At 38.7% G+C, this 21800-nt stretch carries 17 protein-coding genes; 12 read left to right on the top strand and 5 right to left on the bottom strand.

Annotated features, from left to right (window positions below; genetic code table 11):
* Positions 1 to 7 precede the first annotated feature (7 nt).
* Positions 8 to 577: a DUF2062 domain-containing protein gene (locus ACS604_RS16185; protein WP_440202992.1), complete on the bottom strand. Its 570-nt coding sequence runs from the start codon at positions 575 to 577 to the stop codon at positions 8 to 10.
* A gap of 362 nt (positions 578 to 939) precedes the next feature.
* Between ACS604_RS16185 and ACS604_RS16190 the strand changes: the two genes are divergently transcribed.
* The 7 genes from ACS604_RS16190 to ACS604_RS16220 all read left to right on the top strand — a co-directional run bounded on the left by ACS604_RS16190 (position 940) and on the right by ACS604_RS16220 (position 10482).
* Positions 940 to 1533 carry a LysE family translocator gene (locus tag ACS604_RS16190; protein ID WP_004794271.1) on the top strand — a complete coding sequence of 198 codons (594 nt, stop codon included), beginning with the start codon at positions 940 to 942 and terminating at the stop codon, positions 1531 to 1533.
* A 115-nt stretch (positions 1534 to 1648) separates the two neighbouring features.
* The gene (dcd, locus tag ACS604_RS16195) at positions 1649 to 2218 is read left to right on the top strand and encodes a dCTP deaminase (RefSeq protein WP_004794269.1); all 570 of its coding nucleotides are present in this window, start codon (positions 1649 to 1651) and stop codon (positions 2216 to 2218) included.
* A 306-nt stretch (positions 2219 to 2524) separates the two neighbouring features.
* Positions 2525 to 3826, top strand: a complete 1302-nt coding sequence (locus ACS604_RS16200) for a hypothetical protein (protein WP_296523794.1) — start codon at positions 2525 to 2527, stop codon at positions 3824 to 3826.
* Between the two features lie 224 nt (positions 3827 to 4050).
* Positions 4051 to 6183 (top strand): hypothetical protein, encoded by a 2133-nt coding sequence (locus ACS604_RS16205; RefSeq protein WP_440202993.1) that lies wholly within the window; start codon positions 4051 to 4053, stop codon positions 6181 to 6183.
* A 15-nt stretch (positions 6184 to 6198) separates the two neighbouring features.
* Entirely contained in the window at positions 6199 to 6924 is a 726-nt protein-coding gene (locus ACS604_RS16210; protein ID WP_312821703.1) for a DUF6160 family protein, read from the top strand.
* Between the two features lie 32 nt (positions 6925 to 6956).
* Positions 6957 to 9368, top strand: a complete 2412-nt coding sequence (locus tag ACS604_RS16215; RefSeq protein ID WP_474772251.1) for a DUF6160 family protein — start codon at positions 6957 to 6959, stop codon at positions 9366 to 9368.
* Positions 9369 to 9528: 160 nt separating this feature from the next.
* Positions 9529 to 10482, top strand: a complete 954-nt coding sequence (locus tag ACS604_RS16220) for a DUF6160 family protein (protein WP_474772252.1) — start codon at positions 9529 to 9531, stop codon at positions 10480 to 10482.
* A 73-nt stretch (positions 10483 to 10555) separates the two neighbouring features.
* Here the strand turns inward: ACS604_RS16220 and ACS604_RS16225 are convergent, their stop codons facing one another.
* Positions 10556 to 11500, bottom strand: coding sequence for a tRNA dihydrouridine synthase (locus tag ACS604_RS16225; protein WP_474772253.1), 945 nt, complete (start codon positions 11498 to 11500; stop codon positions 10556 to 10558).
* Between the two features lie 84 nt (positions 11501 to 11584).
* Entirely contained in the window at positions 11585 to 12394 is an 810-nt protein-coding gene (locus ACS604_RS16230) for a cytochrome C assembly family protein (RefSeq protein ID WP_151964535.1), read from the bottom strand.
* 140 nt (positions 12395 to 12534) lie between these two features.
* On the opposite strand from ACS604_RS16230, the gene ffh reads away from it, so the two are divergent.
* The gene (ffh, locus tag ACS604_RS16235) at positions 12535 to 13950 is read left to right on the top strand and encodes a signal recognition particle protein (RefSeq protein WP_004794257.1); all 1416 of its coding nucleotides are present in this window, start codon (positions 12535 to 12537) and stop codon (positions 13948 to 13950) included.
* Positions 13951 to 13999: 49 nt separating this feature from the next.
* On the opposite strand, the gene ACS604_RS16240 is transcribed toward ffh, so the two are convergent.
* Positions 14000 to 14734: a pantothenate kinase gene (locus ACS604_RS16240; protein WP_004794256.1), complete on the bottom strand. Its 735-nt coding sequence runs from the start codon at positions 14732 to 14734 to the stop codon at positions 14000 to 14002.
* 14 nt (positions 14735 to 14748) lie between these two features.
* Positions 14749 to 15501, bottom strand: coding sequence for a biotin--[acetyl-CoA-carboxylase] ligase (locus ACS604_RS16245; RefSeq protein WP_004794255.1), 753 nt, complete (start codon positions 15499 to 15501; stop codon positions 14749 to 14751).
* 30 nt (positions 15502 to 15531) lie between these two features.
* Between ACS604_RS16245 and ACS604_RS16250 the strand changes: the two genes are divergently transcribed.
* The 4 genes from ACS604_RS16250 (at position 15532) to ACS604_RS16265 (ending at position 21789) form a co-directional block, all read left to right on the top strand.
* Positions 15532 to 16335 (top strand): sulfite exporter TauE/SafE family protein, encoded by an 804-nt coding sequence (locus ACS604_RS16250; RefSeq protein WP_004794252.1) that lies wholly within the window; start codon positions 15532 to 15534, stop codon positions 16333 to 16335.
* A 256-nt stretch (positions 16336 to 16591) separates the two neighbouring features.
* On the top strand, positions 16592 to 17287 hold the full coding sequence (locus tag ACS604_RS16255; RefSeq protein ID WP_004794249.1) for a GntR family transcriptional regulator: 696 nt from the start codon (positions 16592 to 16594) through the stop codon (positions 17285 to 17287).
* 10 nt (positions 17288 to 17297) lie between these two features.
* Positions 17298 to 20747 (top strand): chromosome segregation protein SMC, encoded by a 3450-nt coding sequence (smc, locus tag ACS604_RS16260; protein ID WP_474772256.1) that lies wholly within the window; start codon positions 17298 to 17300, stop codon positions 20745 to 20747.
* A gap of 1 nt (position 20748) precedes the next feature.
* The gene (locus ACS604_RS16265) at positions 20749 to 21789 is read left to right on the top strand and encodes a cell division protein ZipA C-terminal FtsZ-binding domain-containing protein (protein WP_174728036.1); all 1041 of its coding nucleotides are present in this window, start codon (positions 20749 to 20751) and stop codon (positions 21787 to 21789) included.
* The last annotated feature ends 11 nt before the right edge of the window (positions 21790 to 21800 follow it).

The raw sequence follows: 21800 nt of genomic DNA on the forward strand, positions 1-21800 counted from the left end.
TGGAGATTTATAAAACTTCTTCTTCTTGCTTTTTATGACGGCGTCTACTTTTCCAGTTTTTAATAACCATCCAACGCCAGAAAATTTCTGTAGATAGATATAAAATAACGGCAAATACAAAAGCTTCGACAACCAGACCCGTCATCAAAATTTTTGCGAGACTAAAATCAATGTGTCCATGTCCGAAATGAGTAATCCAGCGAGAAATTTGATGCAATACACCTAGTAACATTTCTTTGTTGATCATATGCACATGAAAAATATGTGCGCCAAACCAAAAACCAATATACAGAATAGGAACTAGAGTAAGTGGATTACTAAGCCAAGCTAGCATCAAGCTAATTGGTAAATTTACTTCGAATAGTAAGACTGCCATCACAATAAATACACTGTGAAAAGGGATAGGCAGTAAACCAAAAAAAGTCCCAACAAAAACAGCTCGAGTAATTGATTTTCGATTGACATACCAAAGCACAGGATTCAAGGTCTTTTTACCAAAAATCCTTAGAAATTTCATATTTGAAACTTTCTCGGGCGAGGGAAGCCAAGATTGAAAAAAGTGCTTTGCCATAATCATTAAAGTAGTAGAGCGCGGTGCTCTATATAAAAAAATCAGAAACAATATATGAATTGAAACTTATTAAAAGCTTAAAATTTAAACTTACCATCACTATATATTTTTTATTATAAAGGCTTTTGATGGAAAAATAGACTTAAAATAAAAATACTTATGTTACTTAAGTAAGAAACGATTTGGAAACCATAACAACTGACCGTAAAGTTTTCTTTATTAATTTTTGTGATAATTTTATAAGTATATGTTTTTAATATTTTTATTTAGCTTTTAAAAATGATTTTAAAAACTTTGTCTTACAATTACCTTTTGCCATGTAATAAGATATCTATTAATCTGAGATGACTATATTGTGAGGTCATTCAATGATTTCATGGCTTTTTATTGGCTTAGTAGCCACAATTTTACTTACCCCTGGTCCAACTAACACTTTGCTTGCTTCTTCAGGCGTGCAAGTAGGATTACGGAAGTCAGTAAAACTTATTCCAGCAGAAGTTTTGGGCTATGTGATCTCTATTTCTGCATGGGGAATGCTGATTGGGAAAGTGTCCACCACATTGCCATTGCTACCGCCTATTCTTAAGCTATTGAGTGCTTGCTATATTATTTTCTTAGCCATTAAGTTGTGGCATACGGCAAATCAAGAGGTTGAATTAAATCAGCCTACGATCCGTACTCGTGAATTATTTTGCGCAACCTTATTGAATCCTAAAGCCTTGCTCTTTGCTTCAGCAATTTTTCCTGTGGCTGCATGGAGTGATTTTCATATTTATTTTATTCATATGATGGCTTACTTAGCGCTTATTACGCCAATTGCCTTATTCTGGATTTTCCTGGGATCACTTTTAGCTTCTAAGAAGGTTGCGTGGTTAAATCAGACCAATTTGCAAAAAACTGCTTCACTCGTTTTAGTCAGTTTTTCAATTCCTATCAGTTATTCTGCTTTACTTAGCCTATAAAAGTACTGCTGAGCTATTCTTATCGAGAAGAGTAGCTCAAGCGTTGTTTTCATAATTGCTTTTTTACGTTAAAGTACGTCGCAATCAATGAAATTACCTTTTGGATAGAAAATACATGGCTATTAAGTCTGATCGTTGGATTCGCGAGATGAGCGAAAAACACGGCATGATTGAACCTTATGCAGAGAATCAAGTCCGTTTTGATCAAAATGGTGAAAAGTTGATTTCCTACGGGGTCTCTAGCTATGGTTATGATGTACGCTGTGCCCGTGAATTCAAGGTTTTTACTAACGTACATTCTGCAATTGTCGACCCAAAGAATTTTGATGATAAAAGTTTTATCGACATTGAGTCTGATGTTTGCATTATTCCGCCAAACTCATTTGCTTTAGCACGTACAATTGAATATTTCCGTATTCCTCGTAATGTATTGACCGTATGTTTAGGTAAATCTACCTACGCTCGTTGCGGTATTATTGTGAACGTGACGCCGTTAGAACCTGAATGGGAAGGTCACGTAACTTTAGAATTTTCAAACACTACTAATTTACCTGCCCGTATTTATGCAGGGGAAGGTGTAGCACAAATGCTATTTTTTGAAAGTGATGAAGTCTGTGAAACATCTTATAAAGATCGTGGTGGTAAATATCAAGGTCAAACAGGTGTAACACTACCTAAAACCTAATTCTTTTGATATTGAGAATAGTATTAAAATTTGTGGGTCACTCAGGTGGCCCAATTTTATGGGTAAAATTTACATGAGATGCGTTTATCGGAATAGTGATAAATGACAGTTTCCTTTTGTAAAAAATAATATAATATGATCAATAATTGATTTGTTTTTTTGTTCTGCATCACAGAATTAAAAAGCAAATGTATTGGATATAGGTTGTCTATTTGGTAGTAATTGTTTAGATATCTACTAAATTTAGGCAAACCAAATAAAAAGAAATTAAACAGGATTATGCCCCCACGGATACGGAGGTCGGCCATGCGACAGTTTACGTCTCTTCGAGTAGCACTTTTGACACTCGGAAGCTTATGCTTTTCTTCAGCTTACGCTGCTTCTACATTAGTGCCTATGTCAGATGCTGAATTATCTGCAACTCGTGGGCAAGCCTTAATGGGTATGTCTTATATTGCACCTACAGACTCTGCAAGCAATTCAAGTTCAAATGGAAATATGGGTTTTTATCGACTTGCGCTAGATGCTCAATTAGAACTTAATGCCAATATTAAAAAATTACAGTTAGGTTGCGGTGGCGTAAATGGGGCAGGTGCTTGTGACATTGACATTGATTATCTCAGTTTAAGTGGTGGTACAGTAGATAGTACGAGTACTGAACGTGCCTCTTCTTCCGCTATTATCACCAATCCATTTTTAGAGTTCGCAGTTAAAAATCCAGATTCAGCTTCCACTCGTGAGATTCAGGGTTTTCGATTAAGTGCTAAGTCGCTTTCGGGTCTACTTACTTTTGGTTTAGAAAATGGTGATGCCTCCAGTGGTATTAATTCATTAAGTGGATATATGGTAACTAAACCAACCGGGGGAACCGTTACCACGAATCCTTACTATGGCATTACTCAAGATGAAACAAATACGGCGATTACTGGTCAGGCAACTGTCTTAGGTAAGTTATACACTGTTCCATTTACATCTACTGGTTATAACTTGAACCTAGGAGCAGGTAGTGGAACTTTGTCTATGGGACAACAAATTATTACGGGTAAACGTATTAATACCGCTAACTTGAGTGCAACGGCAAGAGTTGGGGGGCTGGCTATTACAGGAACTCTCGATGCTACGGCTTCTGTACTAGGACTTCCTATTCCTATTTCTGGTAATGTAACTGGGACAGTGAATAATCTTGATGTAAATGTGGCGATTAAGCAAAGCTTAGGTTACTTCCATGCTGCGCAATTAAATGGATCTGCTGGTTACTTATCTGTACAAGGCGTAAATATTCTGTGGCCAGAGGCGGCATCTACTGCACAAACAGGATGGTGGCTAGAGCTTACAAACCCGATTGATATTGGTCAAATTACTCCTGCTGGTAACGTTGATATTGCGCTCTCTACAATTGTTGATGCTTTAGGACAGGTAAGTGCGTATTTAGACAAAAATCCTGTGGATTGTGGATTTTTAGCAAGTAGCTGTTTAATAGCAGGTAATCTTCCTGTTGGAAATGTTGATTTAACAGGAAAAACACCAGCTTCTATGGCTTTAACTAATGTTGTATTACAAAAGCAGAGTTTTTCGGCTAACTGTTATGGTTCTTTAAAATTCTGCTGATTAATTTAAGTACTTTGACTATTTTTCATTCATCGGAAAAATTTATTTTTGTTCATTTAATTTTGCATTTGAGTAAATATTCAGCATAATGGAAATGTGGAAAGGTTGGCAATTTTAATGTTTGCCACTTGTGAGATGAAAACGGAAAAATTTCATCTTGTATCAAGGACTGTTAAAGAAAAAGAAATATGGTGCACAGCATCGTATAAAACAGGAAGGTCACGATGACTACACTTAATTATACGGTATGTTTTCAAAAAACCGTTTTAGCAAGTTTAATTGGACTTTTTTTAAGTCAGTCTAGCTTTGCTCTTGAAGAACTTTCTGATGCTGGTTTAAGTGAAACTACGGGTGAGGGTATTGCAATATTACCTCAAAATACATTCATGGTATTTCGTGGTGCTGGTCCAAATGAATCTGTAAATCAAATTATTACCGATCGTAGTAAAGATACTGGCTACATTAACTATGTACCTGTTGGTCCTTTGAGCGTTGCTGCTGCTGATACGAGCGGTAATGGTAGTGTCGGGCCAGAAGACCGCGCAGTAGGTAAAGCTGATATCTTCCTTTATGGTTTAGCACTATCTAAGTCTGATGGTGATGCAAATTCGCGTATTGCTAATACTTCAGCTGCAGCAGCAATTTCAAGTTGGGGAACTGGTGCGAACCCTTGGATATTCAAAGTAAAAACTGCGACCAATGTTCCTAATTTTAGTACAACAGATAGTTCTCTTTACCCTGTAACATATTTATCTTTAGAAGCGCCCTTGTACCAGCCAACAGTTGATGGTGTAGAGGGCGCAGATGCATATAATTTAAAATTAGGTTTATGGGCTGACGCATTTGTACGGAACCCCAATGTTCTAGCTACAACAAATGGTTCTCTAGCTCAGTTTCAATATGGCAATAGTAACGGATTAATTGGGACAAGTATTGATACAACGCGCGCTAACAGATTACGATTACAAGGCATTTTAAATGGCTTTAGTTTAAATGGTAGCCAGATCAGTATGTTTCAGACATTAGGGGGAGCCACTTCCTCTGGGGGGATGAGCCCTTTTTATAACAATACTTTAGGAATGTCTGGTCTAGTTCGTCTCAATACTGGAGATAGCAAAAATACCAGTATTGTGACTGAAAATGTTACGAGCCAGACCCAGACATACGCCACAAGTAGTAATAATGGATGGCAAACAGTACATGCAGGTGCAAACTCTACTTTAAGCACAAATACTACTGGAGATTGTGGTAACAGTGGTACTGGAAGTTTTAGTACATTACGTGGTTGCCGTTACTATGTAGAAAATCGAACCCGAACAGATACAAAAACATCAAATAAAACACGTATTGCCTTTAATGATACGAGCAAGGTATTACGTTTTAGTACACGTGAAACTTCAGACTCACCAAATGCCTCAAACAATTTATATACTCCTGCATTTGACTCTGCAGGCGCCGTAGCACCAAAGTTTGCTGATAGTGAAGGCTTATATCTCTATAACCCAAATATTAACTTGGTATTAGGTAATTTATATCAACCACTTATTTTAGGTTCCGACGGCAAAAACTTTAGTATTGAAATTGCGAGAATTGCAAATAAACCAGAAATATATAAACAGATTTATACTGATTACACTGGTGCTGACACGACTTATAAAGGATCTACTTGTAACGTTTATTCATGCGTTAACCCAACACATAGTAGTATCGCAATTGGTACGGTTTATAGTCCTGATAATGGAAAAACCTTGTTAGCAAATACAAGTGAAGGTGCAATTGGAGTCTCCTTTGGACGTTTAGTTTCAACTGCAACACAGGTTTCCGGAACTTCAGCAGGTAGTTTGGTGTCACTGACCAATTCTGTATCTGGCACTACATCTGCCACCATGACAGAAGTTCGTTTTAAGCAAAGACAACAAAATACCCAAATATGGAACCAAACATATAGCTGTGGTTTGTTTAATTCAAACTGTGGCTATAAGACTGCTGGTTATTTATATCAGTGGGAATATAATAAAGGAACTGGTGCTTGGGTTATCACCAATCCAACAGCAAAACCAGCTGATGCACCAACTTGTTCTGGCGCATTAGGATGTACAAGTACATCTGGTTCAACTCCAATGTACGGAACAACCTCCAATCGTGATTGGAGCAATGCTGCTATTCCATGGTTAACTTCAAGAAATGCTGTAGTCAATGATTTAATTGGTAGTAGTAATGGTACAACAGGTTATGTTATTCCAACTGCCAATCAAGCTCCAGCATTGTCTAACATTAGTCCTTTAAATAACTTGGGTTCTGCTTCAATTGATGGTGTTTTAATCCAGCACTTAAAACTGACAACTAAAGGTCTATAAGAGGAGGAGATTGATATGAAAAAAATAAGTACTTTGATCCTCGCTCTTTGTGCAACGGTCACTCATGCAGAGCTACAAACTTTAGATAATGAAGCATTACAGGCGATTAATGGTCAAGCTGGTGCTGATTTATCTTTAATGCTTAATTTAAACCAGACAGCTAACGGTGTCTTTGACAATGGTAGTGGTGGTGTTTGTCAAAACGTCGAATTCTGTCATATTGGTTTGGCAATTAATAAGCGTTTTGTACAAGCCGATGCGACGAAACCAAGTGGTTGGGCTGAAAATAGTGATAGTGGTAATAAACTTTGGCTCGTGTTTAAAGGTGTACAAGGAACTTTAAATATTCAAAAAATGGGTTTGGATGGCGCTGATTTAAAGTATCTTGATAAAAGTAATACTGAAATTATTAAGCCAGCTATTCAGCTTAGTTTTAGTGCAGCACAGCCAATTTTAATTCGTAATTTTGGATTTAATGCTTTATCAATTGAGCAAGATAACTTTACCAGCTCGACAACAACGCAAGGGTCGAGTTCAAATATGTATGATTATGCATATTTCAAAAAACCAACATATGCTGCGACTGCTAATAGTGGGAGCCAGCAAGTTGCTCCAGCAACTCCATCTGCCTATGACTATGGACGTGAAACTGGTTTTATGGGCTTAATGATGAACGGAAACTTGGCTATCCAAGGAAAAGTCATGGTCTTTAGCTGTGATGGTAGCCATCCTCGTTGTTAAGGGTTAATGTAGATTTCAAAGGAACTGAAGTGATGAAAAAAAATAAAGAAAATCACAGCTCAAAGTTTATTTTAAATACATTAGCAACCAGCATGTTGTTAGTGAGTGGTCAAATTTATGCTTTAGAAGCTTTAACAGATGCTGATTTGAGTGCCGTCAATGGACAAGATGGGATCTCTATTCAAACGACGTTTAATGAAATTAATATTGATAATGCTTACTGGGATGACCATGCAGGCACACCAACAAGTGCTGATCAGGTATTAAGAGCTCAAGCAAGTGGTGTAAAAGTCCAAAAAAGTAATGCATCTAGCCAAACTTTAAGCACTAATTACCGTTTAGATGTAGGGAGTAACCCAACTACGGGTAAAACTGGACTCGACTTTTCTATGCAAAGTAGTCCATCACTTATTACCGTAAATAGCGTTAAAGTTTGTAATAGTTCAGCTACATGCTCGCCAACTTTAGGGCAGTTGGCTATTCAAACGACCTCTCCTTTAAATTTGGCACTTACAACCCAAGATGGGCTATTTAATGCAAATAGCCAGTCAAGCATGACACTTGGTATTAATAATGCCAATATTTATCTAGGGCAAGTGGATGCGCGCAGCCAGCTAAATCAGTTAATTTTAAGAAATTTTAACTTTAATTTTGTTGGTAAAGGGGCCATGTTGATTGACCCAACTCGTGGCTTAGTTTTACAGACAAATACTGGAACTAATGTTGCTGGTGTAGGGCAAACTCCGAATACTACCTATGGCTATGTTGATTTTAACCGTGTAGCAGATTCAGCTTCTGGTTTAACTGCGGGTACATATGTTGACAGTAGTGGCAAAGTAACCAATTCAGGCCTGAATATTGAGGTGATGCTCAGCTCTAATGTCGATAAGTCTAACCCTTATGCTTTAGATGCAACTAATAGCCCACAAAATGCGAAAGGTTTGATTCGTTTAGGTGCTAGCGGACGTATGGTAAATAGTTATTTACAAGTCCGTGGTATGGATGGTACGTCAGATACAACAATTTTAGGTACGGCAAATACAGCTTCGGGAACAGCTTCAAGTAATAGCATTTTAGGTAACTCTGGAATTGCCTTTCGTATGAAAGGTGAATTCACCAAAGATAATGATTCAATGCTAGGTGCAGATGGCAAAGCGACAACTTTAGAAATTGGTGGAGCAGGTCTAAATGCTTATGGTTTCGAGTTCGGCAATTTAACAGGTCTTAACTCAGCTACGCGCGGTTATTTCGACAGCGGAAATATTTATCTAAATCTTGCTGATACCAAAACATTATTAATGCCAAACAACACGACTTTAAATGCAATTCGTTTAGGATCGGGCACTTTAACCACAGCTGCTGATTATCAGCATAATATTCACCGTGATACGGTTACTAATCCGTTTAGCTTGATTCTTGCAATGCGTGGAGCAGAGTTTCAAGCATTTTCAAGACGTGGTCGTTTTACGACAAGTGCGAATGTCGCTCCTGCCAATCAGTTTGCAGATAATGGTGCAAACAACCAGTGGGGCTTAGCACTACCTTTTTATAATTTAAATGCTAATGCTGCTGTATATGGTTTAGATGCGCCAGCAAATAGTGCTTATTACTACACGAAAGATGCTAATGGTAAACCTGTTCAGAATGTTGTTGCGACATCTGGAACGACTTCACGTTTAGGTTTTGGTGTTGCAGCTGGAACTACAGGACGTGATGCAACTGGAACCAAAACAACCTCAATTTTATTAATTGATGGTTCTCCAAATGCCAATAATGCGGGTAACCCAACTGATTATTATATGGGTTTACGTAATATTGATATGTTTGTCAAAGGCAATGGAAGCATTGGCTTAGAAAATGGCAGTCTTAATATTAGTTTAAAAGAGATGCTACTTGCTTTATCAACTGAAATTGCAGCAGGTTATTTACCAGGGGCGAAATATAAAACTTGTCCAGCTACTGGTTCATGTACCTCACCAATTGATAACTTTGCCAGAAATAATGATGTTTTATTTGGTCTAAAACTGCGTTTAGGCGGAGATCTTAACTTATCAATCGTGCCAAACAGTTCAATTGCAGATGGTAGTGCTCTAACAGTACTTGGTGATTTCACCATGCCTGCCACAGCAACTGGAAATACGGTTCAAATTAGTGATCCGATCGATGGTTCTGCGATTGGCTTTGATAATATTACTGGAAAGCTTGCGTTTAATACTGCTTTAGTTGTTGGTAAAGACAGTGCAAGTGGTTTAGGTAAAGTTGGCGTAAATACGGCGGTTTATTTTAATCCCGATAAGAGTATCGACGGCGCGTTACGTGTTAAAGATATTAACTTCTATCCTCCATCAACTGGTGCCGGTGCACGCTTAGGTGAGCTTGCGATTACTGGTGGACGTTTAAATAGTAGCTTTAGTATTGTTCCTAGAAATGGTGCTTTTAACTAATAAAGAAAAGTATCGATATCGCCACTTTTTATAAAAAATTTATTTTGAATGTGATTGGATTTGCATTCGTCGGGTTATAGGGATAATTGCTTTGTACTTGAATATTATTCTGATAGTCTGAACAAATAATAAGCGTTTGTCTCTTAAGGATTAGAGCGACATGAAGAATAAAAATATAGGGTGCTGGTTGCTACTTGCCAGTAGTTCAAGTGTTTTTGCAATGCAGCCTTTAGATGATCAAAGCCTTGCAGCAGCGACGGGCCAAAATGGTTTAACCTTAGGTATTCAGGCTGATAAAGTTAAATTTAATCAAGTCGCTCTGATTGATACTAATGGTATTGCTTCAACGTCTTATAACAGTAAGGCTGGCTTTGTCATTGCAGGAAATTCTACGAATCCGGTTCCTGGCATAGAGTTTATTAAAGCTGCTGTATCGAGTAATCCTTCTTTTAATATTGCTATGGATACCGACGCGGGTGGTGGAAATCCTTTTTTAAATTTAGCTGTATCTATGGGGAGTGATGTAAACGGTATTCGACTTTTACCTTTTTCAGTTTATTTAGCCCCAAGTGCATCTTTATCTAGTCCATCCGATTATGCATTAACAAGTTATGCACCAAAATCAATTTTTAGTTCGGGAACGACAGTAAATACGGGTGTAAAAGAACTGATCCGTTCTACTGGCAATCTAGATATTAACTTTGTACAAACCAATAAACCTCGTTTAAATATTCAGCTTGGCCATGCTGCTCAATCAGTTATGGTTAAATTTGGAGGGGCAATTCAATCTATTTGTTCTGCTACTGCAGGTTGTCCAATTACTTTAGTGTCTGATAATACGGGTGCTACATTTGGATTTAAATTTGCTGGCACAAATACCTCAACAGGTTTTGTACTTGATGGTTTCTATGCAGGGGTTGATCCAACAGGATTAACTTTTGGAAATACAGGCGTATCAAGTAAATTTGATGCTTCACTTAATAATGTCACTTTAGGAAATATGGGTACCCAAAATACAACAACGTTTAATAATTTACCGAATGGCTCAATGGGGAGTTTTGGTGTCACTGGCGTTTCTGTAACCGACTTTAAAATGAAAGTAAGCGGTTTTTAAATAATAACTTAACCTGAAATACGAAAGAGGGCGGTTGTAAAAACAATCGCCCTCTTTTTTTGACTATACTGCGTTAAATGTTTTCTAATCTGGTGTGTTCTAACAGTTGGACAATTTCATCCAAAGCTTTAATACGTTTTACTTGGTCCCATAAATTTTTAGCTTGTGGGTAGGCTTTCGTCATCATTCCTAACCATTGCTTATAACGACCAACCATACCAATTTCTGTTTTTGCTTGACCGTTTAAAAAACGGATTTGTAAGTCAACCAATTGTTCCCAGCTAAATAGTGCTTCGTCCATATTTTCACGAATACATTGTGTTAAATCTGGAGTAGTCACAGCACCACGACCAATCATTAAGTCTTCACAGCCAGATTGTTGCTGACAGGCTCTAGCATCAGAATTGGTCCAGATTTCACCGTTGGCAATTACATTAATTTTTAAAGCTTCTTTAATGGGTAGAATTTTTTCCCAATAAGCCGGAGGAGTATAGCCATCTGCTTTAGTTCGAGCATGAACTGTTAACCAGTTTGCTCCTGCATCTTCAACAGCATGAGCATTTTCCATCGTATGGTTTTCATCTAGATAACCTAAACGCATTTTTGCTGAAACAGGAATATGTGCGGGCACAGCATCTCTTACAGCTTTAATCAGCATATGTACGACATCAGGTTCATCGAGAAGTACCGAACCACCTCGGTGTCGGTTTACAGTCTTTGCAGGGCAACCGAAATTTAGATCAATTGCTGGTGCGCCCAGTTCTACAACTTTTGCTGCATTCGCTGCGAGCATGTCTGGATTATTGCCTAGGAACTGCACATGTACAGGTGTACCAGCCGCTGTTTTACCATCATTTTTTAATTCAGGACAAAAGCTATAGTAAATATGGTCGGGCAAAATGCTGTCTGTAACGCGAATAAACTCGGTTACACACCAGTCGAAATGACCAACAGATGTGAGTGTATCCCGCATGATCGGGTCAGTTAAACCTTCCATTGGAGCGAGTATGAGTTTCACAGTCTGTGTCACCTGAGCAAAAAGAAAACAGCGTTATACGGGATATGTATAACGCTGTCTAGTATTGCTAAAATTTTAATTTATTTAACGGCCCAAGATCATCTCAAGCACAAATTTACTACCAATAAAACCAATCGCTAAAAGCACAAAACCAATTAAGGTAAAACGAATCGCTTTCTGACCTCGCCAGCCAAGTTTGTAATGGCCAATCAATAATGATCCATAGATAAACCAAGAAATAATACTAAATACTGTTTTATGAGCGAGGTGCTGTGCAAAGAAGCTATCGACAGTCAAGAAACCAAATGTGAGTGCTATCGTTAATAAAATAAAACCAGTAATGATGAGGTCGAATAATAAAGACTCCATCGCTTGAATTGGAGGAAGTAAATTGACCCAAAAGCGTTTTTTTTGTTTCTTTTTGAGTTCACGATTTTGGAACCATAGCAAAATAGCGTGAATGGTTGCCATCAGCAAAACCGCATAGGCAGAAAGTGAAAGAATAATATGAGTATCTAAGCCTAACGAATGTTGCTCAATAAATTGATCTGGTCGACTGAATCCAAAACCTAAAATTAGACCAATAGCCGCTACAGGAATGCCTAATAAATTTAGCGGTACGATGGGACGAAAAATACTAAAAATTAAACTTAACAACAGCATAAGCCACGATGTAAACGATACTAAATTAAAAACATCGTAGTTAATTCCGGCTGGTGTCAGCATGGCGTGACATAAAACTGTACCGTGCAACAGAAGCGCCAAAGTCGCAACAAAAGCAAATAACCAAGGGTTTGGTTCACGTTTTGACATTAAACGAATAAACAGATACCAGAAAGAAGTGGTATATGCGATGAGTGCCAAAATTGTGTAAACCAAGGGGAGGCTAATCATGTCAAACCTTTTTCAGGATTAATTCATCTATATAAGATATAAATTCGCTGCGAACTAAAGTATCCTATAGCATTCTATGCATAAATTTTCTATTTCGAGAAAGATTTTTTTGCAACTAGCCATTTTAAGCGGATTTTGCAATGTTTGATACCTTAACAGAACGACTCACACAGAGTTTAAGAAATGTTACTGGCTCAGGGCAGCTGACCGAAGACAATATTAAAGATACCTTACGTGAAGTACGTATGGCACTTCTTGAAGCCGATGTCGCGTTACCTGTAACTCGTGAATTTATCGCGAAAGTTAAGGAAGAGGCATTGGGCCAAGAAGTGATGACTCAGTTATCACCAGGCCAGGCATTTGTAAAAATCGTCTATGACGAACTCACCAAGATGATGGGTGAGGCGAATGAAACACTTGATTTAAGTGCTAAGCCTCCCGTTGTTGTATTACTTGCTGGTTTACAAGGTGCGGGTAAAACAACAACTGCCGCTAAGTTGGCACGTTTCTTAAAAGAACGTCAAAAGAAAAAAGTAATGACGGTTTCTGCGGACGTTTACCGTCCAGCAGCAATTAAACAGTTAGAAACTGTGTCAGCAGAAGTTGGTGCAGGTTTTATTGCATCAGATGCTTCTGAAAAGCCAATTGATATCGTTAATCGTGCAATTGAACAGGCAAAAATCCAGTTTGCTGACGTGTTAATTGTTGATACCGCAGGTCGTTTACATGTCGATGAAGACATGATGGACGAAATTAAAGAATTACATGCTGCCGTTAAGCCGACTGAAACCTTGTTTGTGGTTGATGCCATGACAGGTCAGGATGCTGCAAATACAGCTAAGGCGTTTAATGATGCATTAGCACTTACGGGTGTGATTCTTACTAAAACTGATGGTGATGCACGTGGTGGCGCTGCGCTTTCTGTACGTGCAATTACAGGTAAGCCAATTAAGTTCTTGGGTATGGGTGAGAAGCTTGATGCTTTAGAACCATTCCATCCAGATCGTGTTGCTCAACGTATTTTAGGCATGGGTGACGTACTTTCTTTAGTCGAGGAAGTTGAACGTAAAATCGACAAAGAAAAAGCCGAAAAAATGGCTAAAAAATTGCAAAAAGGCGGCAGCTTCAACTTTGAAGATATGCTGATGCAATTTGAGCAAATGAAAAGTATGGGCGGCATGATGGGCTTCTTAGATAAGTTGCCTGGCATGAGCGGTGCAGGAATTCAGCAGGCGATTGAGCAAGCAAATCCTGAAAAACAGGTCAAGAAAATGGAAGCTATTATCCAGTCAATGACCGTTAAAGAGCGCCGTAATCCAGACTTGATGAACCCAAGTCGTAAAAAACGTATTGCCGCGGGTTGTGGTATGGATGTTGCTGAAGTGAATAAACTTATTAAGCAACAAGCACAAATGGCTAAAATGATGAAGAAATTTGCCAATCCATCTGGTATGAGCAAAATGATGCGTTCATTAGGCAATATGCAAAAGCAATTTGGTGGCGGCGGTGGCGGCGGAATGGGCCCACTGTTTGGCAACAATGACCAAAAGAAATAAACTTATAAAATAAAAGGCGCATATAGCGCCTTTTATTTTGTTCTGTGTTTTAGTCTTTAGGATAATGAGCAATATATTGTTGTAGTCCTTTGAGCAAAAGATCTGTTTCTACGACTGGATCATATTTTTTCAAGAACTTAGCAAAAAGAGGTGCATCTCCACCTGTAAGGAGCAATTTTTTAGGAGATTGCTGCATGATGCTTTCAATTGTGCTAATGAGGCCTAGCAAAATACCGTGGTGTACTGCATCGACTGTGTTATTGCCGGGGTTTAAATTATCAAAAGCTGAGTCTGGAATTTTAATACCTTTAGTATTTTGAATGAGTGCATCGCGCTGTAAATAAAGATTTGGCAGAATATAACCACCTAAATGCTGTTTACCTTGCGTTAAATCAATCGTTAAGGCTGTTCCACATCCAATAATGCAATAATTTTCATCTGTTTGAGCTACAGCGAGTACTTGTAGCCAACGGTCAATCCCGAGCTGACTTGGAATTTCATAGCCGCATTTTAACTCAGCATATTCAGCATGTACTTTGGCAAAAACAACAGGAATTTCAAGCCATTTTAAAATCTGCTGAATACGTTGATTGTTCTCAGTATCGAGTACTGAAGAAATCCCAATGCGATGCAGACCTTGATGTTTAAAGTGTTGAATTAAACCTAATAATAAATCGGCAGGGGACTGTAAATGTAGCTCAGCTGCATGTTCAATAATTTGCTGATTTTCAGTAATCCAATACTTTAAACGGGTGTTCCCGATATCAAGCCATAAACTTTTCATGGAAGAACACCTGTTTATTGATTCACTTGTGGTCTTAAGCGACCTTGATAAAACTGCTGAGGTTCAGGAGTCTCAAGAATTACTGCACCTTCATTGGAAATTCCAACGAAACGACCATGTACCATTCCCTGACTATGCTCGAACTGTACCAACTGATTAAGCCATGCAGCGTGGTGGTTAAAACGTCCAGCCAAGTTGTAGCAACCATGATCAAACCAACGAGCTGCATTTTGAATCGCCACATAAAGCTCTGAAATGAGTTCAAGACGACTCATTTGTTCTAGACCTAAATCCTCCAGAGAGGTAATCGGTTGATCACTATCAGTTACTGGTGGTGTTTTTAAATTAATACCTACGCCCACAATAGCCTGATGCTGGGAAAGCGGCTCGACCAAAATTCCACCCCATTTTCCATGCGTACTATATAAATCATTTGGCCATTTCACTTGCAAATTCAGAGGTTGTAACTGCAGGATTTGCAAAATATTTAGAGCAACTTCAAGTGCTAAGCGACCATCTAAGGGTGTTCGAGTTTGCACCAATGTGCTTAAATAAATGTTTCCTTCAGGTGAAATCCATTGCCGTTGATGTTGACCTCGCCCTTGAGTTTGTTGAGCACTACAAACCAAGCCTGTTGTAATGCCCTTTTGGGCAATTTCACGAATATCATCATTGGTCGAAGTTGTGGTTGCTTTTAATAAAACCACTTCTGGAAGCTGGTTTTTTGCGCTTAAAAGTTGTTGTAGTTGGCGAGTCTCTAAATCCATGTTGAATATGAGCAGAGTGGTAAAACATTTATGGAGTTAATCATATATTTACTCATTGGCGCAATTGCTGGTTTTACTGCCGGATTGTTTGGAGTTGGTGGTGGACTAATTATTGTACCAATCCTCTATGTCGTTTTTACCCAATTGCATTATGACCCAGCTGTAATCATGCATATTGCAGTCGGAACATCGCTTGCAACCATTATTGTGACGTCTTTTAGTTCAGTTTCGGCCCACCATAAAAAGGGTGCAGTTCTTTGGCCTGTTTTTCGTAATTTAGCACCTGGACTGGTGATTGGTTCATTTTTAGGGGCGGGTATTGCCGATTTGATGTCTGGTCAGCATTTACAGCTACTTATTGGTGTTTTTGCAGTTGTGATGGCTTATCGCATGTTTAAAGGGGCAAATGTGGTTGTTGACCCAACACGTCAGCTTCCTTCAACACCTATGCAATTTATGGCGGGTGGTGGCATTGGTATTGCCTCTGCAATTTTTGGTATTGGAGGCGGTAGCTTAACTGTTCCGTATTTAAACCGTCATGGCGTCGTCATGCAAAAAGCAGTCGCGACTTCTGCTGCTTGTGGTTTGCCAATCGCTATTGCGGGTGCAATTGGTTTTATGTGGTTTGGTGCTAAAGAACACATCTCTGTACCTAATACGATTGGTTATGTGCACATCTATGCATTTATTGGCATTAGTGTCATGAGTTTTGTTACAGCGAAGTTTGGCGCTAAAGTTGCTCATGCATTGTCACCACAAATGTTGAAAAAATGCTTTGCCTGTTTGTTGGTCGTGGTGGGTAGTTATTTTATTTATAAAGGGATTATGCACTAGAAAATAAAATATTAATCTTGCTAGAACTACGATTTAAAAGCTTGAGTTTTTAGAAATTCGAGCTTTTTTTATTTAGTAAAATAAGAACATTCGGGGCATTTATTCATCCGATTTTGGTGTTGTTTTTAAATGGGTTGGCTTAAAATGCAATAAAATTGTCAGACAATGACATAGTTTTTAATCGGTACGATCAGTTAAAAACAAGGATGCGAAAGAAAAGCATGGATTAATGCATATAAAAAGTAGCGGGTGATTTATGAATCTCGAAGAGACAGAAAGTCTTTCTGAGCAAATTGTCAAATATATTAGCGAACAGATCATTAGTGGTGAGCTGGTTGAAGGCGAGCGTATTCAAGAATTACGTATTGCCAAAGAGCTGGATGTAAGCCGAGGATCAGTTCGCGAAGCATTGTTATTATTAGAGCGTACTCATTTAATTGAGATATTTCCACGCCGCGGGGCAATTGTTTCAGAAATGTCTGCACAGCAGGTTAAAGCACTGTTTGACACAAACGTGATGTTATTGGGGCATATTGTTCAACGCATCAGTGAAACATGGCGCGCACATGAAGCAGATCAATTGCAGCTATTGTTGGAACAACTTCTTGAGCATGTAAAAGCAGGAGATATCGAAAAATTTTATGATGGTGTTTTTCAATATCTCGCTGAACAGCAAGATATGGTGGGTAATCCTTACCTAATGAAGTTTTATAAAGAGTTACTACCTTCACTACGTCGCAGTTATTTTTTGACCTTAAATACCTCTAAGCGGGAACTACAAGAAGCATTTGCATTATTTAAACTCGTGACTGATGCAATTTTGATCCGAAAATCACAACAAGCCGCTTTATTTATGGAAGATTTTTGTCGACACTTACGTAACCTTGTGTTGGAATCGCTGACACGAATGAAACAGATTGAATTGGCCTGGGCAAGACGCTCACGCCGCTAGTTAGGGCATTATGCGTTTAAGCAGTTTAAAACTTTCAGGCTTTAAATCTTTTGCAGATAGTACAACTTTAAATTTTAAGGCGAACCGCACAGCAGTGGTTGGTCCAAATGGTTGTGGCAAATCAAATGTAATTGATGCCATTCGTTGGGTGATGGGTGAATCAAATGCTCGTCAGCTGCGTGGTGGTAGCATGCAAGATGTTATTTTCACAGGAACATCCAAGCGTAAGCCAGTGGGCATAGCGAGTGTTGAGTTACGTTTTGATAATACCTATGGCAAATTGGGCGGATCTTATAATGCTTATAATGAATTGGCCGTTCGTCGTCAGGTCACGCGTGAAGGTAAGTCCGAATATTTCTTAAATGGCACACGTTGCCGCCGTCGTGATATTACCGATATTTTCTTGGGAACAGGGTTGGGGCCGCGTTCGTATGCAGTGATTGAACAAGGCATGATTAACCGTCTGGTTGATGCCAAACCTGAAGAAATGCGTATCTTTATTGAAGAGGCAGCAGGTGTCTCACGCTATCAAGCTCGCCGACGTGAGACTTTGCAACATCTTGAACATACTGAGCAAAATCTTTCACGTTTAGAAGATATTGCCCTTGAGTTAAAATCACAGCTGAAGACGCTTAAACGTCAATCAGAAGCAGCGGTTCAATATAAAACTCTGGAAAGCCAGATTCGGACCCTGAAAATTGAAATTCTGTCTTTTCAGGCAGATAAAAGCGTACGCTTACAAGAAGAATATACAGTTCAAATGAATGAACTGGGTGAAACTTTTAAATTGGTTCGCTCAGAGTTAAGTACGATTGAACATGATTTAGAAGCAACCAGTGCTTTATTTCAGCGCCTCATTCAGCAATCTTCACCACTACAACAAGAATGGCAACAAGCTGAGAAAAAACTATCTGAACTGAAAATGACTCTGGAACAAAAACAGAGTTTATACCAGCAAAATAGTATGACTCTCGTTCAGTTAGAACAGCAAAAATTCCAAACTAAAGAACGTTTACAACTTTCAGAATTGCAACTTGAAACACTGAATAATCAGTTAGATGAACAAACTGAATCATTAACTGGAATTGAGCATACTGCAACGGAAGCTGAACAAAACTTTGCTGATTTACAATCTCAGCAAAAACAAGCACAGCAACAGTTTGAACAAGTAAAAGCTCAGGTTGAAAAACAACAGCAGCAAAAAATGCAAATGTCTGCTCAAATTGAGCAGTTAGGCAAAAATGTTCAACGCATTGAACAGCAAAAAGAAACGTTGCAACATCAAGCAAGTCAGATTCAATCGCATGTTCATGAAGATGAGCAGGGTGAATTTGAGCAATTACAGCAGCAATTACGTCGTGAAATCTCGACGTTAGAGTCTGAAATTGAGCAGTATGTGCAACTGATTGAACAAGCTCAACAAGTGCATCAGACAACCAAAAATCAACAACAAACGCTAAAAACAGAAATACAGGTTTTATTATCTGAGCAGAAAAACTTAAGTCAGCTTGTTGCTAAACAAAGTCCAAAGCAACATCAAGATGCACTACGTTTAATGCAGGCTTTACAATTAACAGAGCAAGGCAAGCCACATGCACAGATTGTCGAAAAGTTTTTAGCAAAATGGTTACAAGCTCATATTCTTGAAACTGAACAAGTCTTTCAGGAAGGAATTGCTCGTCAGTTAAAACCTTCAGAGCAAACAAGTCAATTTAAAGGTAATTTAGCCTGTTTAAATGACTGGATTGCATCTCCGCAACTATCAATCTTTTCGAATGTAGCGATTGCACAAGATTTGACAGTTGCTTTAAATGAGCAAAAGCAACTACAACATGGTCAGTCTATTTTGACTTTAGATGGTTATCATGTCGGGCAGGATTGGGTGATTGCCCTTATGTATGATGATGAAAGTCAAAGTGCACAAGGTATGCTGAGCCATCGCATTCGTCTAGATGAAATTGAACAAGCCCTTGAAAAGCAACAACCTGAATTACAAGCATTAGATCAAATTTTAGTTCAGCAAAAAGATAAACTAGGGCAGTTGCAGTCTGACTTGCAGCAGAAACAGCAAGTTGTTAAACAAAAACAAAAAGACTTACAACAGCTTGATGTGCAAATTGCTAAACAGCAAACCGCAGCACAAGCATTTTTACTGCAAAAACAACAATTGAAAGATCAGTTAGCTCAGCTAGACATGCAGCTTGAAGAAGATGCAATGCAAAAAGACGATCTGGAAATTGATTTGCATGCTCTAGCAATCAAACTTGAAACTATTTTACCTGATTATAAAACTATGCAATTTCGGGTAGAAGAGTTAACGGAGCAGTTAGAAGAACAGCAACAAGCTCTACAGCATCAGCAACAAGAACGTGAGATTTTACGCCGTAGTAGTACGCAAACCACTCAACAAATTGAGTTGCTTGAAAAAGATATCTCGTTCTTACAGAGTCAATATCAGCAAATTAATGCTCAAATGGAACAAGCGAAAAAATTTGTTGACCCTATTCAGTTAGAGTTACCAAATCTTGAGTCGGAGTTTCAGCAACAATTTGCTCAAACTGAAAAGTTGCAAAAGAACTGGAATGAATGGCAGCTTGAACTCAATAGTGTGCAGGAAAAACAACAAACCCTGACAGAGCAGCGTCATCAATATCAACAAAAAGATGAACAACTCAGAGAACAGCTTGAAGAGAAGCGTTTGGCATGGCAAGCGGCTAAGTCAGATCGTGAACATTACCAAGATCAGCTTAAAGAGCTAAATGCCGAAGTCCAAAATGGCTTACAAATCGATTTAACTGAGCACCAGCAAAAACTGGAAAAAGTACAGAAACAGTTTGAAAAAATCGGAGCGGTGAACCTTGCTGCTTCACAAGAATTTGAAGAGGTTTCTCAGCGTTTTGATGAGTTGAGTCACCAGATCCAAGATTTGGAAAATACGGTAACTCAACTGAAAGATGCGATGAAAAGCATTGATCAGGAAACCCGTAAGTTGTTTATGACAACGTTTGATCAAATTAATCAAGAGTTGCAAAATCTGTTTCCAAAGGTCTTTAATGGTGGTGAAGCGAGTTTAAGCCTTGAAGATGACTGGCAATCTGGTGTTAAACTGATGGCAAGACCACCGGGTAAGAAAAATAGTTCTCTCGCATTACTTTCCGGTGGAGAAAAGGCATTAACAGCGTTAGCATTAGTATTTGCGATTTTTAGATTAAATCCGGCACCGTTCTGTGTATTAGATGAAGTGGACGCACCACTTGATGATGCGAATGTTCAGAGATATTGTAATTTGGTAAAAGAGCTTTCTGAACATGTACAATTCATTTACATTACACATAATAAGCTGGCGATGACCATGGCAACTGATTTGTTGGGTGTGACCATGCCTGAACCGGGTACATCAAAATTAGTCACTGTCGATTTAGAACAGGCAAAAGAATACGGGTTAGTTTCGGAGTCATAGAATGGAAATCAATACGATTATTGGCATCGTTGTCGCCATTATTATTATGCTAATTGGCTTAAAAATGATTTTAAAAAAGCCAAACCATGCTGAACCCTCATTAGATAGTGATTTGCATATTAATCCTGATAGTAATCAACCAGTTATACCTCGTCACGTGCGAAATCAGCTTGAGCAACCTGAAGTAGAGGCTGTGGCAGCGCGAGTAGAGCCGACCTTAAATGAATCGGTAGAGCCGCAAGTTAGTGAAACAGCTCAAGCAAAGACATTCGTTACAGAGTCTGCTCCAACGACTTCATCTGAGCAAACTCAAACTTCTGTTGAAAATACTTCTGTAATAGAAGAAGAAATTCAATCTGAAGAAACTGTAGCAAGCTCTACCATTAACACAGACAGTTCAGCTGAGTTAGTTGATACGGTTTCTGTTAAATCAGAAATTGAAGCTTTATCAGAAGAAAACTTGAAATCTGAAAGTGAAAAAACTGAGCCTGAGTTGAGTCTAAACCCAAATATTGAAACTGCCGAAATTGCTGAATTTGAAGGCGAGAGTAATATTCTGGATGTACATTTGCATGAACAGCAACGCTATGATGATGAAAGCGCATTAGCGATGGCTGAACAGATTATTGCACTTAATGTTTATCCGAACCCGCGTCGCGCGTTGTCTGGCGATAAAGCACTTAAAGTATTGTTAAAATACGGTTTACGTTATGGCGAAATGTCATGTTTCCATCGTTATGAAAATACGGATGAGCCGAGCGTACTGATGTTTTCAGTACTACGTATGACAGATAATGGACCAGCTGGGTTTGATCTTGAAACCTTGTCTAGTGAACAAGTTCAAGGGCTGGCATTTTTCCTTGCGCTTCCAAACAGTAAAGCCGTAACTGGTTTTGACATGATGGCAAGTATTGCTGGTTTAATTGCTCGTGAAATTGATGGCAAAGTTTATGATGAAAATAATCTTGAATTTACACCGCAGTTAAAAGAGCACTGGCGTCATCATGTGATTGATTATCGTCCGGCACATGCGACTGCCTAGTTTTAATTTTT

The organism is Acinetobacter sp. Li1LvA2 (assembly GCF_056156705.1).

Coding starts and splice junctions, on each gene's coding strand:
- ACS604_RS16265 (WP_174728036.1), top strand. CDS start 20,749: ATGGAAATCAATACGATTATTGGCATCGTTGTCGCCATTATTATTATG.
- ACS604_RS16210 (WP_312821703.1), top strand. CDS start 6,199: ATGAAAAAAATAAGTACTTTGATCCTCGCTCTTTGTGCAACGGTCACT.
- ACS604_RS16200 (WP_296523794.1), top strand. CDS start 2,525: ATGCGACAGTTTACGTCTCTTCGAGTAGCACTTTTGACACTCGGAAGC.
- ACS604_RS16190 (WP_004794271.1), top strand. CDS start 940: ATGATTTCATGGCTTTTTATTGGCTTAGTAGCCACAATTTTACTTACC.
- ACS604_RS16245 (WP_004794255.1), bottom strand. CDS start 15,501: ATGGATTTAGAGACTCGCCAACTACAACAACTTTTAAGCGCAAAAAAC.
- ACS604_RS16230 (WP_151964535.1), bottom strand. CDS start 12,394: ATGATTAGCCTCCCCTTGGTTTACACAATTTTGGCACTCATCGCATAT.
- ACS604_RS16220 (WP_474772252.1), top strand. CDS start 9,529: ATGAAGAATAAAAATATAGGGTGCTGGTTGCTACTTGCCAGTAGTTCA.
- ffh (WP_004794257.1), top strand. CDS start 12,535: ATGTTTGATACCTTAACAGAACGACTCACACAGAGTTTAAGAAATGTT.
- smc (WP_474772256.1), top strand. CDS start 17,298: ATGCGTTTAAGCAGTTTAAAACTTTCAGGCTTTAAATCTTTTGCAGAT.
- ACS604_RS16255 (WP_004794249.1), top strand. CDS start 16,592: ATGAATCTCGAAGAGACAGAAAGTCTTTCTGAGCAAATTGTCAAATAT.
- ACS604_RS16215 (WP_474772251.1), top strand. CDS start 6,957: ATGAAAAAAAATAAAGAAAATCACAGCTCAAAGTTTATTTTAAATACA.
- ACS604_RS16205 (WP_440202993.1), top strand. CDS start 4,051: ATGACTACACTTAATTATACGGTATGTTTTCAAAAAACCGTTTTAGCA.
- ACS604_RS16240 (WP_004794256.1), bottom strand. CDS start 14,734: ATGAAAAGTTTATGGCTTGATATCGGGAACACCCGTTTAAAGTATTGG.
- dcd (WP_004794269.1), top strand. CDS start 1,649: ATGGCTATTAAGTCTGATCGTTGGATTCGCGAGATGAGCGAAAAACAC.
- ACS604_RS16185 (WP_440202992.1), bottom strand. CDS start 577: ATGATTATGGCAAAGCACTTTTTTCAATCTTGGCTTCCCTCGCCCGAG.
- ACS604_RS16250 (WP_004794252.1), top strand. CDS start 15,532: ATGGAGTTAATCATATATTTACTCATTGGCGCAATTGCTGGTTTTACT.